This window comes from Pseudomonas sp. NFACC24-1 (assembly GCF_900115235.1).
Taxonomy (GTDB): domain Bacteria; phylum Pseudomonadota; class Gammaproteobacteria; order Pseudomonadales; family Pseudomonadaceae; genus Aquipseudomonas; species Aquipseudomonas fluorescens_AA.
The window spans coordinates 1-16,980 of the sequence record NZ_FOVS01000034.1; the positions used below are offsets into that span (position 1 = coordinate 1).

Sequence of the window (16,980 nt, forward strand, 5' to 3'; positions counted from 1 at the left end):
CGCTCCCACATCTATGGTCCTCTCAGTTTCTGCAATACTGAATTTGGATGCGTGATTGGCTTGCCGCAATCTATTCGGCGTCGAAAAGATAAATTCGCGCCGCGATGAAAATCGCGCCTGACAGTCCTGATTAGGGTAGATCGGCTTTAGAGCCGTGTGGGAGCCCAGGTTTTCTGTCAGGTCGGTAGGCCGTTTACGTCATCTGTTATCCAGCATCGCAAAACCAGGTGGGTGGTGCTCGGTAACGCAGGGTCAAGCGTTCTGTGCGCTTGGCCCTGCCTCATATATTCCATGGGTGTGCGCTAAGGCCCAGGCTATGCGCGCCAATTTATTCGCCAACGCACACACCACAACATTGCGGTGGTGACGAGCTAACAGCCCGCGTACCCAATCCGCCAAGTGCCCGGTTTGTTTATCCAGGTGATTGATAAAGGTCTGGCTGCATTGCACAAGCAATCGTCGCTGATTACGGTCGCCACGCTTGCTGATGCCTAGTAAATGCGGCTTCCCGCCAGTAGTGAGTTGCTTGGGTACCAGGCCTATCGAGGCGGAGTAGTCACGGCCCCGTTTGTACTGTTTGCCGTCACCTATTTCTGCAGCCAGGGCGCTGGAGGTGATCGGGCCGACGCACGGCATCGTCATCAACCGTGTAGCCAGATCGTCTTCAGCGACCTGGCCTTCCAATTCTTTGGTTAACGCCTTAACTCGTTCATCGAGATAGCTGAAATGAGCGTGAAATTGCTCAAAGAGACGAATGACCGGCACAGGTGCGCGGAGCTCCTCCAGGACTTTGGGCAGTTCTCTGATTGATTTGAAGGTCGGCTTCAAGCTAACCCCCCACTCAAGCAGAAAAGCGTGAATGCGATTGACCGTGGCGGTCCGATCTCGCATGAACGCTTCACGGGTCATATTGAGCATGCTGAGTGCTTGCTGAGCCTCGGTTTTTAGCGCAACGAAGCGCATCGCAGATCGACTGGCGGCTTCGCCAATAGCCTCTGCATCGACATAGTCGTTCTTGTTGCTTTTGACGTAAGGACGTACATGTTGGGCTGCTATGAGTTTGGGTTGATGGCCACAACTGACTGCGAATCGGCCCATGAAATGCGCACCGCCGCAGGCTTCCATAGCCAGGGTGCAAGGGGGCAGTTGAGCAATGAAGGCAAAAACCTGAGCGCGTGAAACCTTGGCACGGAACAGGTGGCGCCCGCGGTTATCTTGACCGTAGAAGTGGAAGCAGTTTTTGCCTAGATCCAAGCTGGTAATAGCAAGATTGTCAGTATTCATGGCGGCGGTCTCCGGTAGATCCCCCAGTGAAAGCTTAGCTTTCACTGGGGGGAGGTCTGAGAGGACCATTTCATTAGGGACCATCTACCGATCTTTAGACCCGGAATTGCTTGAGCAAGCCGTTCAATTGTTCACTCAGTGCCTTGAGGCGGCTGCTTGCCTGGCTGGATTGTTCGGCGGCCATGGCGGTGCTGTGGGACAGTCCGGCGGCCTGGGTGACGTTTTGGTTGATGTCTTCCACCACATGGGCCTGTTGCAGGGTGGCGCTGGCGATGGAGGCGTTCAGGCTGTTGAGGTTGCGCAGGGCCTGGCCGATGGCGTTGAGGCTGGCACCGGCGAGGCCGGCCTGTTCGATGGTCAGTTGCGAGGCACGGCTGCTGTCGCCGATGACTTTCACGGCGGCTTCGGAATGAGTTTGCAGGCGCTCGATCATCGCCTGGATCTCGGCGGTGGATTTCTGTGTACGTTGGGCCAGCAACCGCACTTCATCGGCAACCACCGCAAAGCCTCGGCCTTGCTCGCCGGCACGGGCGGCCTCGATCGCGGCGTTGAGGGCCAACAGGTTGGTTTGTTCGGCGATGGAGCGAATCACCTCCAGCACGCTGCCGATCTGGGTGCTTTCACTGGCCAGGGTACGAATCACTTCCACGGCTTGATCGATCGTCTGGGACAGGCGGTCGATCTGCTGCAAGCTGCCATCGATGTTGACCTGGCCTTGCTGGGCCTGGGATTCGGCGTCGCGCATCTCACTGGCCGCGTGCTCGGCATTCTTGGCCACATCCTGCACGCCATAGGTCACTTCATTGATCGCGGTGGCCACCAGTTCCATTTGTTGGGACTGCTGTTGGCTGCGCTCCTGGGCTTGAGCCGCGTCGTTGCCCAACTCGCTGGAAGATTGCCCCAGTGCAGTGGCCGACTCCTGCAACTGGCTCACCACCTGGCGCAATTTGGCGGTAAAGGCGTTGAAGTGCCGGGCCAGTTGAGTGACTTCGTCCTGGCCGTGGGTGTCGAGGGTGCGGGTCAGGTCGCTCTCGCCGCTGGCGATATCGGCCATGGCGTTTACCGTTTCCTGCAACGGACCGACGATGCTGCGTACGATCAGGGTCAACAGCAGGCCCATGACCAGGGTGATCGCCAACCCAATCAACGAAGCCTTGATCAACTGGGACCGGAATTCTGCCTGGACGTCGTCCACGTACACACCGGAACCGATGATCCAGCCCCACGGTTCGAACAATTTGACGTAGGAGGTCTTGCCGACGGGCGCTTCGGCGCCCGGCTTGGGCCAGAGATAATCGATGATCCCTGCTCCCTTGGCCTTGGCGATGGCGACCATCTCGTTGAACAGCGCAAAACCGTTCGGGTCGCGGATCGTCGAGAGATTCTGGCCTTCGAGCTTCGGGTTGGTCGGGTGCATGACCATGACCGGCGTCAGATCGTTGATCCAGAAATAGTCGCTCTGATCATAGCGCAGGCCTCGTACCGCGCTGAGGGCTTGCTTCTGCGCCGCCTCGCGGGTCAGGGTCCCAGCGGTTTCCAGGCCATGGTAGTAGCTCAGTACACCACTGGCGGTCTGCACCACATGCTGGGTCTTCTGCACCTTGGCCTGATACAGGTCCGTGTGGATCTGCTTGAGCATGAAGGCACCGAGCGTGAATAACATCACGATGGCCACGATCAGGATGAGCCACAAGCGTCGGCTGATCGACACACTGCGCAAGCTATTCATACGCTGTCACTCCGGTTTTTTATTCTTGTCATTAACGACGGCCGGCACTTTAGCGCCCGGCGGCTATCCATGATTGATCTGGGTCATAACGCGGCAGCGCTATCAGGGCTTGTCTGATAGGATTTCGGCCCCGCAGCGCAAAACCTGAGCCTGTTCTGATTTTTCATTGGGTTTTTTTGAAAGGTCGCGGTTATCGTGCAGCCGCTGCGTGTACCTGCATGACACTTGAATATTGATAAGACCTGCATGAACAGCGTCTTTTTTGGGGGATGAATGGATTTGTGGACCGCCTTTTCGGCACTGATTCTTGGCGTAGTGGAAGGTTTGACGGAATTTCTGCCGATTTCCAGCACGGGGCACCAGATCATTGTCGCCGACTTGCTCGAGTTCGGTGGCGAACGAGCGATGGCATTCAACATCATCATCCAGCTTGGCGCGATCCTCGCGGTGGTCTGGGAGTTTCGGCGCAAGATCTTCGACGTGGTGCTGGGCCTGCCGACGCAACCCGGCGCCCGCCGGTTCACCGCCAACCTGCTGATCGCCTTCCTGCCTGCCGTGGTCTTGGGCGTGCTGCTTGCCGACTGGATTCACCACTATCTGTTCAACCCGATCACCGTAGCCGCCGCGCTGGTGGTGGGCGGTGTGGTGATGCTCTGGGCCGAGAAGCGCCAGCACCAGGTGCATGCCGAAACGGTGGACGATATCTCCTGGAAGGATGCGTTGAAGGTTGGCTTGGCCCAGTGCATTGCGATGATCCCGGGCACCTCCCGTTCCGGTGCGACCATCATTGGCGGCTTGCTGTTTGGCCTGTCGCGTAAAACCGCTACCGAGTTCTCGTTCTTCCTGGCGATGCCCACCATGGTCGGCGCAGCCGTCTACTCGGGCTACAAGTACCGCGAGCTGTTCGTCCCGGCGGATTTCCCGGTGTTCGCCATTGGTTTTGTCACGGCGTTCATTTTCGCCATGATCGCGGTCAAGGGCCTGCTGCGGTTCATCGCCAGTCACAGCTATGCCGTGTTCGCTTGGTATCGCATCGCCTTTGGCCTGTTGATCCTGGCCACCTGGCAGTTCGGCTGGGTGGACTGGACCGCCGCCAAGCCATGAACGATTCAGGCGCCCGTAAACGCGCAGGGGGCAATGCCGGCGGCGCCGTGCAGCACCTGCGGCTCAAGCTGATGGTCTTTGCGCTGCTTTGCGCCTTGCCGCTGTGCGGTTCGCTGCTGTTCGGGCTGCGGGCGGTGTCGTGGGTGCCGATGGCAGCCTACGGGGTCGTCAGTGTGGTGGCGTTCCTGCTGTACTGGAGCGACAAGCGCAAGGCGCGCGCCGAGGCCTGGCGCACCCCGGAGAACGTGCTGCATGCACTGGAGCTGGCCGGTGGTTGGCCTGGAGCCTTGCTGGCCCAGCAGCTGTTTCGCCACAAGACCCGCAAAGTCTCGTTCCAAGTGGTGTTCTGGTTCATCGTGCTGTTGCACCAGGTGTTCTGGATCGACCAGTTGTTCCTGGGCGGTTATCTGTTGGCGTAGTCCTGGACAGTTCAAACCTGTGGGAGCGAGCTCGCTCGCGATGGCGGTGGTTCAGTCGCGCCGCCACTACAGCAACAACCCAACTTGGGTACGCTTCGGTAACTTGCCGACCACCAATTGGTGCGAGCGTTGCAGCAGGCCACGCAGCTCTTCGGCCCCCAGCGGGTAGGGCATCTGCATGATGACCCACTGGGCCCGTGCCAGGTAAGGCGCGGGGTGGATGCCTGGCCGGTCGCAGTGACCCAGGAACAGATCCTTGTCGACCTTGAACGCCAACGAGTCGCCCCGCAGGCCCTGGAGGGCGAACATCTTGTTCCCGGCGATGGAAAACACCCGCACGCCGCCCCATTTGTAGTCTTCCCTGGCACCGGGCAAGCCCAGGCAGAACTGCGCGACATCCTCTTCGCTCAAACTCATAGCGTTCTATCTCCACAGCCCTCGAAGGCTTCCACCAAATGATCGATCCAGGCGCGCACCGCTGGCAACATGCCGCGCCGGTGGGGGTAGACCGCCTGTAGCCAGCCGTCGGGCAACGACCATCCTGGCAGCAGTTCCACCAGTGTGCCGTCCCGCAATTCCTGCTCGCAATACATGCTTGGCAATAAAGTGAAGCCCAGGCCGGCGAGGGTGCAGGCTCGACGCACAATGAAGTCATCGATGCCCAGGCGGGCCTCCAGGCTCAGTTCCACACGCTGTCCATCGCTCTTGACCAGGCGCAGATGCACCAGGCGATCGGCTTCCAAGGCCCCCAGCACCGGCAACGCCTCCAGATCGTTCGGGGTCTCGATCCGCCGTCCTTCGACGAAGGCCGGGCTGGCCACCAGCATCAGTCGTGCCCGGCGCAAACGCCGGGTCATCAACAGCGGGTCTTCGTCCCCCAGGTCGCGCACGCGCAACGCCACGTCGATGCCTTCACCGATCAAGTCCACACGGCGGTTGAGCAGGGTCATGTCCAGTTGCACCAAGGGATATTTCACCAGGAAGGTTTCGATTACCACCGGCAGGAACTGGTGGGCCAGGCCCACCGGGCTGGACACCCGCAATCGGCCGCGGGGCTCGCTGGACATGCTCGCCACCGCTTCGTCGGCCATCTCGGCCTCCAGCAACATGGCCTGGCAATGGCGCAGATAACGTTCGCCGACCGCCGTCAATTTCAACTGGCGGGTGGTGCGCTGGAGCAGCCGGGCGCCCAGGCGCTCTTCCAGCTCGGCGATACGCCGCGACAGTCGCGACTTGGGAATGCCCAGCAAGCGCCCGGCTGCCGCGAAACCACCGGCTTCGACGACTTTGGCGAAATAGTACAAGTCATTGAGGTCTTGCATGATGAACTCGATTGTCCTGTCAGTGGGACAAACTATCGCATTTATGCTGACTTATCGATCATTGGCTTCATCGATAGGATGGTCGTCAATTGATCGCCTGGTTGCGGTCCTCATTTGGAGAGCATTGATATGAAACTGCTGCACATCGATTCGAGCATCCTCGGTGACAACTCCGCTTCCCGCCAATTGAGCCGTGAAGTGGTTGAAGCCTGGAAAGCCGCCGAGCCAGGTATCACCGTCACTTACCGTGACCTGGCCGCCGACGCCATCAGCCATTTTTCCGCCCAGACGCTGGTTGCCGCCGGTACCAGCGCTGAACTGCGTGACGCGGCCCTGAAGCATGAAGCGGATCTCAGCGCGTCGGCGATGGCCGAGTTCTTGGCCGCTGATGCGGTGGTCATCGCCGCTCCGATGTACAACTTCAGCATTCCGACCCAACTCAAGGCCTGGATTGACCGCATTGCCGTCGCCGGCCAGACGTTCCGCTACACCGAAGCCGGTCCAGAAGGCTTGTGTGGCGGCAAGAAACTGGTGATCGTCTCCACTGCGGGCGGCTTGCATGCTGGCCAACCGAGCGGCGTGGGTCACGAGGAATATCTCAAGCTGATGTTCGGTTTCCTTGGCATCACCGATATCGAATTCGTCCGTGCCGAAGGTCTGGCCTACGGTGACGACATGCGGACCAAAGCCATGGGCGAAGCCTCGTTGCAGATCGGTCAGCAGTTCGCCGCTGCGTAAAACCTGCGTAAAGGCAGCAAGCGCTTCGGGCAACCTTCGCAAAACCCTGTATTCTCGTCGTCATTGGATGGCTGGGATGCAGGGTTTTGCTGCATTCGGCGCCGAGGATTGTGGCGCAGGTTATGCACGGCCAAGTGTGCGAGCGACGGGGCCTTCCCGGGCGCTGGTGAAGGTGGAAGATTCGATGACACGTTTTGGTGCAGCGCTGCTGCTTTGCTGGTTAGCCAGTCTCGGTTCCGTGCAGGCCGCTCCAGGGCCGCATCCGCATTGGAGCGCGGGTTTCCATGAGTTGAGCTTTCTCGATCCGCTGGATCAGCAGCCGATGCACGCCATCGCCTTCTATCCGTCCACCGACCGGGAACAATCCAGCCTGCTGGGTGGCTACCAGATCGATGCCGCGCCGGACGCCCAGATCGCCATCGGCCGCTTCCCGCTATTGATGTTGTCCCATGGCAACACCGGCACGCCGTTGGCCCTGCATGACCTGGCCACCTCGCTGGCGCGCAAGGGGTTTGTCGTGGTGGCGGTGATTCATCCTGGCGACAATGCCCAGGATCACAGCCGGCTTGGTACCCTGAGCAACCTGTACGGGCGGCCGATCCAGATTTCCGAAGCCATCACCGCAACGCTCAATGATCCGATGCTGTCGCCGTTCGTCAACGCCGGGCAGGTCGGGGTGATCGGTTACTCGGCCGGTGGCGAAACCGCGCTGATCCTGTCCGGTGCGACGCCGGACCTCAATCGTCTGCGCCGCTACTGCGCGGAACGGCCGGACGATCATGACGCCTGTAACACCCAAGGCGAACTGATCGCCGACCGCGATGACCTGCAACCCGTGGCCGACCCCAGGGTCCGGGCGCTGCTGCTGATGGCGCCGTTGAGCCTGAAATTCGGTCGTCATACATTGGCCGATGTCCATGTGCCGGTGCTGCTGTACAGCGGCGATGGCGACAAATTGGTGGCTTTCGACAAGAATGCCGCCGCCTTGGCCCGCAAGCTGCCCACCGCACCGGATTTCAAGACCTTGGCCGGCGCGGGCCACTTTGTCTTCCTGGCACCGTGCACCGACGAGCAGATCGCCGCGATGCCCGCGCTCTGCACGGATGCCGACGGTGTCGATCGCAAGGACATCCACCGCACCATGATTTCCGAGGCCGGCCGCTTCTTCGGCGAGGCGCTGGGCAAGCCGACCCGGGCAGGGCTGAAGACGGCCGATCAATAAAGGGCGTTTGTCGCTCGGCGACGCAGCAGCAGGGTCAGCCCCAGTCCGCTGACTGACAGCAAGGCGGCGCAAAAGAAGATCGACGAATAGCCCAGGTTCAATGCCACCGCGCCCATCAACGGGCCGGCAATCGCCAGTGCCAGGTCAAAGAACACCGCGTAGGCGCTCAGGCCCGCGCCACGACTGGTGTTGGGCACTTGCTTGATGGCCTCCACCCCGAGCGCGGGATACACCAGCGACAACCCGAAACCGGCCAATCCGGCACCGACCAGGGCGAACGGGGTGGACGGCGCCAGCCACAGCAATGCCAGTCCGAGGGTTTCGATGCTCATGCAGGCTATGGCCGAGTTGAAGCCACCGAAGCGGGCAATGCTGGAAATGAACAGTAACCGCGCGAGGATGAAGCAGACGCCGAATACCGTCAGGCACCACGCCGCGCCGGTCCAGCCGCGGCTGATGTAAAACAGTGTGATGAACGTGGTGAGCGTGCCGTAGCCGATCGACGCCAGGCTCAGGCCCGCTCCGTACGGCGCAATGCGCGCAAACACCGCCCAGAAAGGCAAGCGCTCGCCGCGAATGACCGGCACCGACGGCTTGTCGCGAATCATCAACAGCGCAGCGCCCGCCAGCAACGACAACGCAATACCCAGGCTGGCGAAACCCAGCTCACCGACCATCACCACCCCCAACGGCGCGCCAATAGCGATGGCCCCGTACGAAGCGATGCCGTTCCAGGAAATCGAGCGGGCCGTGTGTTCCACCCCCACCTGGCCCATGCACCAACTGATGGTGCCCACGCCAATCAGCCCCTGGGCCACGCCGAGCAGCAAGCGGCCGGCGATCAGAATCAACAGGCTGGGTAGCGCAAAGCTTTGCAGCAAGGTCGAGATCAGCGTCAGCACGCCACTGAGCACAATCCCCGACAGCCCGTAGACGATCGCCCGCTTGGTGCCGACGCTGTCCGACAGCCGCCCGGCCATGGGGCGGCTGAGCAAGGTCGCCAGATACTGTGAACCGATGGTCAGGCCGGCCACCACCGCGCTGAAGCCTAACTGTTCATGGACATAACCGGGCAGTACGGCAATCGGCAGGCCGATGCAGAGGAAGGCGATGAAGGTGTAGAACACGATGGAGACGATCTGCAGGGTGATCGACAGGGAACTGGGGGCAGAGGCGGGCGTGGGCATGGGGCTCGTTCGCGGGCAGCGGTAAGAGAGCCTCATCATGGCGCGAGGTGGGAATAAAAGAAAGCAGGCTAACTAAATGTGTTGGGGAGACTGGGTGTTCAGGCGGGATTGATGGGGTATGTGCTGCCGCCATCGCGAGCAAGCTCGCTCCCACAGGTTTTTACCCCGCTGAAATACAAAAAAAGCCCCGTCACAGTGGACAGGGCTTTTTACTTGCCGCTTGAAGCTTGCAACTCGGAGCGGGCCTTAGAACACCACACCCTGACTGCGCAGGTAGTCGTCATAGGTGCCGCTGAAGTCGACCACGCCATCGGCGCTCAGTTCGATGATGCGGGTGGCCAGGGACGATACGAACTCCCGGTCATGGCTGACGAAGATCAAGGTGCCCGGGTAGTTTTCCAGCGCCAGGTTCAGTGCTTCGATGGATTCCATGTCCAAGTGGTTGGTCGGTTCGTCCATGACCAACACGTTTGGCTTCTGCAGGATCAACTTGCCGAACAGCATGCGGCCCTGTTCACCACCGGAAATGACCTTGACCGACTTGAGGATCTCGTCGTTGGAGAACAGCATGCGGCCCAAGGTGCCACGCACCAGTTGTTCGCCGCCCTGGGTCCATTGGCCCATCCAGTCGAACAGGTTGACGTCGTCTTCGAAGTCATGGGCGTGATCCTGTGCGTAGTAGCCCAGTTCCGCGGCGTCGGTCCATTTCACGGTACCGGCATCCGGTTCCAGTTCATTGACCAGGGTGCGCAGCAAGGTGGTCTTGCCGATACCGTTCGGGCCAATGATCGCCACGCGCTCACCGGCTTCGACGGTGAAGCTGAAGTCCTTGAACAGCGGCTTGCCGTCGAAGCCCTTGGCCATGCGTTCGACAATGACCGCCTGGCGGTGCAGTTTCTTGGTCTGCTCGAAACGGATGAACGGGCTGACGCGGCTCGATGGCTTGACCTCGGCCAGTTGGATCTTGTCGATCTGCTTGGCGCGGGAGGTGGCTTGCTTGGCTTTCGAGGCGTTGGCCGAGAAACGGCTGACGAACGATTGCAATTCGGAAATCTGCGCTTTCTTCTTGGCGTTGTCCGACAGCAGTTGCTCGCGGGACTGGGTCGCCACGGTCATGTACTCGTCGTAGTTGCCCGGGAACAGGCGCAGCTCGCCGTAGTCCAGGTCCGCCATGTGGGTGCAGACACTGTTCAGGAAGTGACGGTCGTGAGAGATGATGATCATCAGGCTCGAACGCTGGGTCAGCACGTTTTCCAGCCAGCGGATGGTGTTGATATCCAGGTGGTTGGTCGGCTCGTCGAGCAGCAGCACTTCCGGGTCGGAGAACAGCGCCTGGGCCAGCAGCACACGCAGTTTCCAGCCTGGCGACACTTCGCTCATCGGGCCGAAATGCTGCTCGATGCCAATCCCCAGGCCCAACAGCAGTTCACCGGCGCGGGATTCGGCGGTGTAGCCGTCCATCTCGGCAAATTCGGTTTCCAGCTCGGCCACGGCCATGCCGTCTTCTTCGGTCATTTCCGGCAGCGAATAGATGCGGTCGCGCTCGGCCTTGACCTTCCACAGCTCTTCGTGACCCATGATCACGGTGTCGATCACGGTGAATTCTTCGTAGGCGAACTGATCCTGGCGAAGTTTACCCAGGCGTACGTTCGGCTCGAGCATGACCTGGCCGCCGGACGGCTCGAGGTCGCCGCCGAGGATTTTCATGAAGGTCGACTTGCCGCAACCGTTGGCACCGATCAGGCCGTAGCGGTTACCCGCGCCGAACTTGACAGAGACGTTTTCGAACAGTGGCTTGGCGCCGAACTGCATCGTGATGTTAGCTGTAGAGATCAAAGGTTTATCCTGCGGAACATTCAGAGTAGCTAAGGGTGCGGCAGTACCTGTTCAGTACCTGTTTGCGCACGTTCCGACCGCGCAAAGGCGTCGTGGTCGCAAGCGCAAGGGTCCATCCGGCATAAGAGGACAGCAGCATACGGAGCGCCTGGTCCGGGTAGATGTACGCCGAAGCCGCGGTTTGCGGTATCGGCCAAAGGGGGCGCGTGATAATTGGCGGCGATTGTACTGATCTGGCCGCATAAACGATAGGGGATTGCCCGGGCAAGACAGTTTTTCACAACTTTGGGATAACTTTTGCTTACAACCTGTGGCTAAAATGCCATCTCACCCGATGCCATCTCCTTTGCCGCTTGGCTGGCCTGGAGCCGCAACCTGTTCACTCCTGCATGTGACGGACTTTCGTGAAGCTCATCATTGTCGCGATCTACCTCCTCTCCATTGGCTACGTTCACCTGCGCGGACGCGTGCGGCATAAGATCGGGCGCCAGTTGAGCGATCATTCGTCTTTTCTTGCGCCGATCAATTGCCTGCTTTACCTATGCTCGAAACTGCCGAACAGGCCTTTCCTGAGCCCGGTGCAGTTCCCCGACCTGAGCCCGTTGCAGGCCCATTGGGAAGAGATCCGGGCCGAAGGCCAGAGCCTGCTGCGCGCCGGGGAGATCAAACGCTCAAATCAGTATGACGACGTGGGCTTCAACTCGTTCTTCAAGACCGGCTGGAAGCGTTTCTACCTGAAGTGGTACGGCGACAGCCATCCCTCGGCCATGAAGCTGTGCCCACGCACCACGGAACTGGTGCAAAGCATCGGTTCGATCAAGGCGGCGATGTTTGCCGAGTTGCCGCCGGGGTCGAAGCTGGTCCGCCACCGCGACCCTTACGCCGGGTCCTATCGGTATCACCTGGGCCTGGAAACCCCCAACGATGCTGGCTGCTACATCAATGTCGATGGCGAGCCTTATCATTGGCGTGATGGCGAAGCGGTGATTTTCGACGAAACGTTCATCCATTACGCGGAGAACACCACCGCCCATAATCGCATTATCCTGTTCTGCGACGTGGAGCGGCCGATGAGGTTTCGCTGGGCCACCGCCTTCAACCGCTGGTTCAGCCGTACCGTGATGGCGGCCGCCGGTGCGCCCAACGACGCGGGCGACAGGACGGGCGGCCTGAACCGTGCGTTCTCCAGGCTCTACAAGATCCGGTTGCAAGGCAAGGCCCTGAAGAAGCGCAACCGCACGCTGTATTACCTGCAGAAGTGGGCTTTTTTCGGTGGTTTACTAGCGATCTTCGTCTGGATTTGAACCCTGGATTGGGCCTCATGCCTCGGGTTTTTGCGCATCCAGTTGCTCCCACATCCTGGCGGTAATCCGCTGGCGGTGGTTATAGCCCTCCCAAGGATCGGCGCCCAAGCTTTTGGCCCGTTCCAGCGCGGTATACATGTCCCATTGCTGGGCGTTGCGCAGGGTCGACAGCTCGGCCCGGGCGATCGGCACCGAGACCGGCAGGCCTGGCCTGGCACGTACCGAATAGGCGGCTACTGTGCTGGCTCCACGGGCGTTGCGCAGGTAATCGACGAATATTTTCCCGACGCGGTTCTTCGGTCCCATGGTGGCGGTGATGCGCTCGGGCATTTGCCGGGTCAGGAACTGAGAGATGGCTTTGGCGAACGCCTTGGTGGTGTCCCAGCCTTCATTTCTCGCCAATGGTACGATCACATGCATGCCTTTGCCACCGCTGGTCTTGAGGAAGGCCTGCAAGCCCAGTTCGTCGAGCACCGCCAAGGTCATGCGGGTCGCCTCGATCATGGCGCTCCAGGGCAGTGACGGGTCCGGGTCCAAATCCAGGACAAACAAGTCAGGCGTCTCGATCCGGTCGTGGGTCGCGGCCCACGTGTGCAATTCCACCGTGCCCATCTGCGCCGCGCCGACCAGCGCGTGGATATCATCGATCTCCATCAGGGCGGCATGGCCCGGGTCCAGTTGCGGATCCAGCTGCTTGATGTGGGGAATCTCCAGGCGATCGGCGTGTTTTTGAAAGAACAGTTCTTCGCCGATACCGTCCGGTGCCCGCAGCAGCGCGACCGGGCGCAACTTGAGGTGCGGCAGGATCCAAGGGGCGATGTCCAGGTAATACTGCGCCAGCTCGGCCTTTTGCACGCCGCTGACACTGTCGATGACCCGCTCGGGGTGGGTGATCGTCACCCCGTCGACTCTGGCGGTGCCGGCTTTTTTGCGACGCTGGGGTTTTGGCGTGGAGGGCTTTATCGGCAGGGGCTGCTCCCGAACCACTGTGCTGGCGAGCGTATGGGACGGCAACCCAAGGAAAATAGCCTGCCGCACCTGGTTATCGCGGGTCCACTCGGTGAATTCCACTTCACAGGTCAGGGTCGGCTCGACCCATTGCACGCCGCGTCCCTGGGTACCGTTGAGTGGCTCAGCCAGTGGCGAGGTCTCGCGCTGCTGGGTACACAGTTGCTCATGCAATTGCTTGATTTGTACCTGGCTGAACCCTGTGCCGACCCGGCCGGCATACACCAGCCCCGTTGCTCCGTTGACGGCCAGCAGCAGCGCGCCGAAACCGCTGCGCTTGCCTTGGGGGCGGGTGAATCCGACGATGACGAAGGCTTGGCGCAACCGGCACTTGAGTTTTACCCAGTCGGCGCTCCGGCGGGACATATAAGGGCTGCCCAGGCGCTTGCCGACCACGCTGTCCAGTGAGAGCGCAATGGCGCTTTCGAACATGTCGTGCTGGCTGGCGGAAAACGACTCGGAAAAGCGCAGGCGCTTGCTGGCGTTGTTGCCGAGGGCTTTTTTCAGTGCAGCACGGCGTTCTTCCACTGGCGCCTGGCGCAGGTCGACGCCATTGAGAAAGGGCGCATCGAACAGGAAATACACCATGTCGACGGTGCGGCTGATTTCGAAGGCCTCGCGCAGGGCGGCGAAATCGCTGTGGCCGGTTTCATCGAGCAGGACCAGTTCGCCGTCCAGCCAACTGTCCCCCAGGTCCAACCCGGCCAAGGCGTCGGCATGCAGCTTCAGCCGATCGGTCCAGTCCTGGTGATTGCGGTTGTATAACCGCACTTCACCGTGTTCGATGCGGGTCAGCAGGCGATAACCGTGGAACTGGACTTCGTAGCGCCATTCACCGGTAGGCGGCTCCTCCACGGGCGTGGCCAGCTGCGGCGACAGGCGCTCGGGCAGGCGGGTGCCCGGGGCTGACTTGCCCCCTCGGCCAGGGTTGCGGGGCGTCGTTGCGTCCGACTCGGCATTGGACAAACGAGCAGATTCACTCTCGGCGTTGGCCATGACAGATTCCCTTGTATTGCACACGCCAGGGTTTTAGCCCCGGGAGGCCTTGGTGGCTTTTTTGGCAGGAGCGGATTTACCGGTTTTCGCGGATTTTGCCGGGGGCTTCCCGGCGGATTTGTCGCTGGCCTTGCCCTTGCCGCCCAGGCTGCGCTTGAGCAACTCGGTCAGGTCGATGACATCGGCGGTCTTGCGTTGTTCTTCGCCCGGATCGGTCTCCACGGCTTCGAGGCGGCCTTCGTTGGCCTTTTTCTCCACCAGCTCCATGATCTTGTCTGCGAAACTGTCCCGGTATTCTTGCGGCTCCCAGTCGGCGCTCATGTCCTCCACGAGACGCTTGGCCATTTCCAGCTCGCCCTTGGCCAGGGTCGGGTTCGTGACCTCGTCGCCCAATTCCAGGATATCCAGCTCGCGCACCTCCGCGGGCCAGCGCAGCAGCACCAGCACCAGGGCCGACTCAAGGGGCATGAGGGCGGCCAGGTGCTGGCGGGTATGCAGCACGACGTAGGCCAGGGCCACCTTGTTGGTCTTGACCAGGGTTTCGCGCAGCAGGGCGTAGACTTTGCCGCCACGCTTGTCGGGGGCGAGAAAGTAGGGCGTGTCGATGTTTTGCAGGGGGATCTCCTCGCTGTCGACAAAGGAAAAGATCTCGATGGTCTGGGTGGACTTGGGGTGGGCGGAGCGGATTTCCTCTTCGCTGAGCAGCACGTACTGGCCTTTCTGGTACTGGACGCCCTTGACGATGTCTTCCTTGGTCACTTCCTTGCCCGTGGTCTTGTTGATCCGCTTGTAGCCCACCGGGTCCATGCTGCGTTTGTCCAGCCAGTCGAAATCCACACCCTGGGAAGAGGTGGCCGACACCAGCGCGACGGGGATGTGGACCAGCCCGAAACTGATTGCGCCTTTCCAGATTGCCCGAGCCATGGTGGTGTTTTCCTTGCCGGTGGATGTCTCTCTGGTGACCTTCGCGCCTCGGGAAAAGTTTCCACAGTGGGGCGAGCAAGCTTGCTCCCAGCTGTGTTCGGAGACGCTTCGTTACATCTTCACCGGGATATTTCGCTTAACAAGGGCGAACCTGCGGCGTAGCGTGCTTTCGATATGCCTGAACCCAAGAGGTGTCCCAATGAACAGGCTGATGCTCGTCATCATGACGCTATTACTGACTGCCGCTGCCCAGGCCACCACGCCCAGCGCAGGCCCAACGGTCCTGGCCCAGAACCTGCCGGGCAACAACAATCCCTATAACAGCCCGACACGCCGGGCCAATCCCAACAGCATGCAGGGCACCCGGCCCAACGTGCCGACGATTCATAACAATCCGACAGTGCCAATACCACGGCCACCGACCCTGGAAAATGGCGGCATCGGCAATGGCTACCCCCGTTCCGGCCAGCCGTCGGGTTCGCCGCGACCCACCATCGAGTCTCCTGCGCCACCGCGCAACAGCCAGAATGGCAACCGCTAGGCGCTGGCGCCCGTTGTTCTCTTTCAACACCGCAGAAGGAAATGTGCATGTTGCGTAAAACACTCCTGGCCGCATTCTGCGCCAGCGCTGTCCTGGCCCTTGCCAACCCGGCCAATGCCGCGCCAACCCAGTCATTCAAGAGTGAGGAGGGCACGCTGGAAGTGACCACCGTGGTCAAGGGGCTGGAGCACCCTTGGTCCGTTGCATTCCTGCCTGGCCAACAGGGCATGTTGGTGACGGAGCGAGGGGGCAACCTGCGCGTGGTCAGCCCCGACGGCCAATTGTCCGCCCCCTTGAGCGGCGTGCCAGAAGTGTGGGCCAAGGGCCAGGGCGGCTTGCTGGACGTGGTGCTGTCGCCGGACTTCAAGCAGGATCGCACCGTCTACCTGTCCTATGCTGAAGCGGGTGCAGACGGCAAGGCCGGCACCGCCGTGGGGCGGGGGCAACTGGCCGAAGACCTCAAGAGCCTGAAGAACTTCGACGTGGTCTTCCGCCAGCAACCCAAGCTGTCCACGGGCAACCACTTTGGCTCGCGACTGGTCTTCGACCGCGACGGCTATCTGTTCATTACCCTGGGGGAAAACAACGACCGGCCCACCGCTCAGGACCTGGACAAACTGCAAGGCAAGGTCGTGCGCATCTACCCCGATGGCAAGGTGCCCGACGACAACCCTTTCGTCGGCCAGAAAGGCGTGCGTCCCGAGATCTGGTCCTACGGCATGCGTAACCCCCAGGGCGCAGCCCTCAATCCTTGGAGTGGCACCCTCTGGGAAAACGAACATGGGCCCCGGGGCGGCGATGAATTGAACATCATCGAGCGCGGCAAGAACTATGGCTGGCCACTGGCGACCCACGGCATCAATTACTCCGGCGCCCCGATTCCCGAGGCCCAGGGCAAGACCGTCGAAGGCGCCCTTGACCCTCACCACGTCTGGCAGGTCTCACCGGGGCTCAGCGGTATGGCGTTCTACGACCATGGGCGCTTCAAGGCCTGGCAACACAATGTGTTCATCGGCGCCTTGGTGTCGGGGGAGCTGATCCGCCTGCAATTGCAAGACGACAAGGTCGTCCATGAAGAGCGCCTGTTGGGCGAGCTCAAGGCGCGAATCCGTGATGTTCGCCAGGGGCCGGATGGGTACCTCTATGTGTTGACGGATGAGGACGACGGAGCCTTGTACAAAGTCGGCCTCAAGTGACACAACGCCATGTAGGAGCTGTCGAGTGCAACGAGGCTGCGATCTTTCCCCAGACACTTGAGTCTCCAGCGAAAGATCAAAAGATCGCAGGCTTCGCCAGCTCCTACGTATTTGCCATTGACTTGCCGCCAACGCACCGCTAATTTCCAGGCATGAACTCAACCGTACTG

General features: G+C 60.8%; 15 protein-coding genes. 7 read left to right on the top strand and 8 right to left on the bottom strand.

From position 1 onward, the window contains the following. Positions 1-252: 252 nt before the first annotated feature. Positions 253-1,284: an IS110 family RNA-guided transposase gene (locus tag BM317_RS24510; RefSeq protein WP_092475404.1), complete on the bottom strand. Its 1,032-nt coding sequence runs from the start codon at positions 1,282-1,284 to the stop codon at positions 253-255. 94 nt (positions 1,285-1,378) lie between these two features. After that, positions 1,379-3,013 (bottom strand): methyl-accepting chemotaxis protein, encoded by a 1,635-nt coding sequence (locus BM317_RS24515; RefSeq protein ID WP_092476582.1) that lies wholly within the window; start codon positions 3,011-3,013, stop codon positions 1,379-1,381. Between the two features lie 273 nt (positions 3,014-3,286). Between BM317_RS24515 and BM317_RS24520 the strand changes: the two genes are divergently transcribed. Next, on the top strand, positions 3,287-4,117 hold the full coding sequence (locus BM317_RS24520; RefSeq protein WP_092476583.1) for an undecaprenyl-diphosphate phosphatase: 831 nt from the start codon (positions 3,287-3,289) through the stop codon (positions 4,115-4,117). After that, the gene (locus BM317_RS24525) at positions 4,114-4,536 is read left to right on the top strand and encodes a DUF1294 domain-containing protein (RefSeq protein ID WP_092164795.1); all 423 of its coding nucleotides are present in this window, start codon (positions 4,114-4,116) and stop codon (positions 4,534-4,536) included. Before BM317_RS24520 ends, BM317_RS24525 begins: the two co-directional genes overlap by 4 nt. A 66-nt stretch (positions 4,537-4,602) precedes the next feature. On the opposite strand, the gene BM317_RS24530 is transcribed toward BM317_RS24525, so the two are convergent. Beyond that, on the bottom strand, positions 4,603-4,953 hold the full coding sequence (locus BM317_RS24530) for an MmcQ/YjbR family DNA-binding protein (RefSeq protein ID WP_092476585.1): 351 nt from the start codon (positions 4,951-4,953) through the stop codon (positions 4,603-4,605). Beyond that, on the bottom strand, positions 4,950-5,858 hold the full coding sequence (locus tag BM317_RS24535; RefSeq protein ID WP_092164794.1) for a LysR substrate-binding domain-containing protein: 909 nt from the start codon (positions 5,856-5,858) through the stop codon (positions 4,950-4,952). Before BM317_RS24535 ends, BM317_RS24530 begins: the two co-directional genes overlap by 4 nt. Positions 5,859-5,987: 129 nt before the next feature. Here BM317_RS24535 and BM317_RS24540 point away from each other — a divergent pair, with 129 nt between their 5' ends. Next, positions 5,988-6,596 carry an FMN-dependent NADH-azoreductase gene (locus BM317_RS24540; protein ID WP_092164783.1) on the top strand — a complete coding sequence of 203 codons (609 nt, stop codon included), beginning with the start codon at positions 5,988-5,990 and terminating at the stop codon, positions 6,594-6,596. Between the two features lie 184 nt (positions 6,597-6,780). Continuing rightward, on the top strand, positions 6,781-7,818 hold the full coding sequence (locus tag BM317_RS24545; protein WP_060742543.1) for an alpha/beta hydrolase family protein: 1,038 nt from the start codon (positions 6,781-6,783) through the stop codon (positions 7,816-7,818). Here BM317_RS24545 and BM317_RS24550 read toward each other — a convergent pair. Together BM317_RS24550 and BM317_RS24555 are read right to left on the bottom strand one after the other, a co-directional pair. Beyond that, entirely contained in the window at positions 7,812-9,005 is a 1,194-nt protein-coding gene (locus BM317_RS24550) for an MFS transporter (RefSeq protein ID WP_092164782.1), read from the bottom strand. The genes BM317_RS24545 and BM317_RS24550 overlap by 7 nt on opposite strands. Before the next feature lie 246 nt (positions 9,006-9,251). Then, entirely contained in the window at positions 9,252-10,841 is a 1,590-nt protein-coding gene (locus BM317_RS24555) for an ABC-F family ATPase (protein WP_003181279.1), read from the bottom strand. A 404-nt stretch (positions 10,842-11,245) separates the two neighbouring features. On the opposite strand from BM317_RS24555, the gene lpxO reads away from it, so the two are divergent. After that, entirely contained in the window at positions 11,246-12,145 is a 900-nt protein-coding gene (lpxO, locus tag BM317_RS24560; RefSeq protein WP_092164781.1) for a lipid A hydroxylase LpxO, read from the top strand. A gap of 15 nt (positions 12,146-12,160) precedes the next feature. Here the strand turns inward: lpxO and ligD are convergent, their stop codons facing one another. Both ligD and BM317_RS24570 read right to left on the bottom strand, forming a co-directional pair. Beyond that, the gene (gene ligD / locus BM317_RS24565; RefSeq protein ID WP_092164780.1) at positions 12,161-14,149 is read right to left on the bottom strand and encodes a DNA ligase D; all 1,989 of its coding nucleotides are present in this window, start codon (positions 14,147-14,149) and stop codon (positions 12,161-12,163) included. A gap of 33 nt (positions 14,150-14,182) precedes the next feature. Then, on the bottom strand, positions 14,183-15,073 hold the full coding sequence (locus BM317_RS24570; RefSeq protein ID WP_092164779.1) for a non-homologous end joining protein Ku: 891 nt from the start codon (positions 15,071-15,073) through the stop codon (positions 14,183-14,185). A 199-nt stretch (positions 15,074-15,272) separates the two neighbouring features. Between BM317_RS24570 and BM317_RS24575 the strand changes: the two genes are divergently transcribed. Then, entirely contained in the window at positions 15,273-15,614 is a 342-nt protein-coding gene (locus BM317_RS24575; RefSeq protein WP_092476587.1) for a hypothetical protein, read from the top strand. Between the two features lie 47 nt (positions 15,615-15,661). Next, positions 15,662-16,810 (top strand): PQQ-dependent sugar dehydrogenase, encoded by a 1,149-nt coding sequence (locus BM317_RS24580; protein WP_092164777.1) that lies wholly within the window; start codon positions 15,662-15,664, stop codon positions 16,808-16,810. Positions 16,811-16,980: the final 170 nt, after the last annotated feature.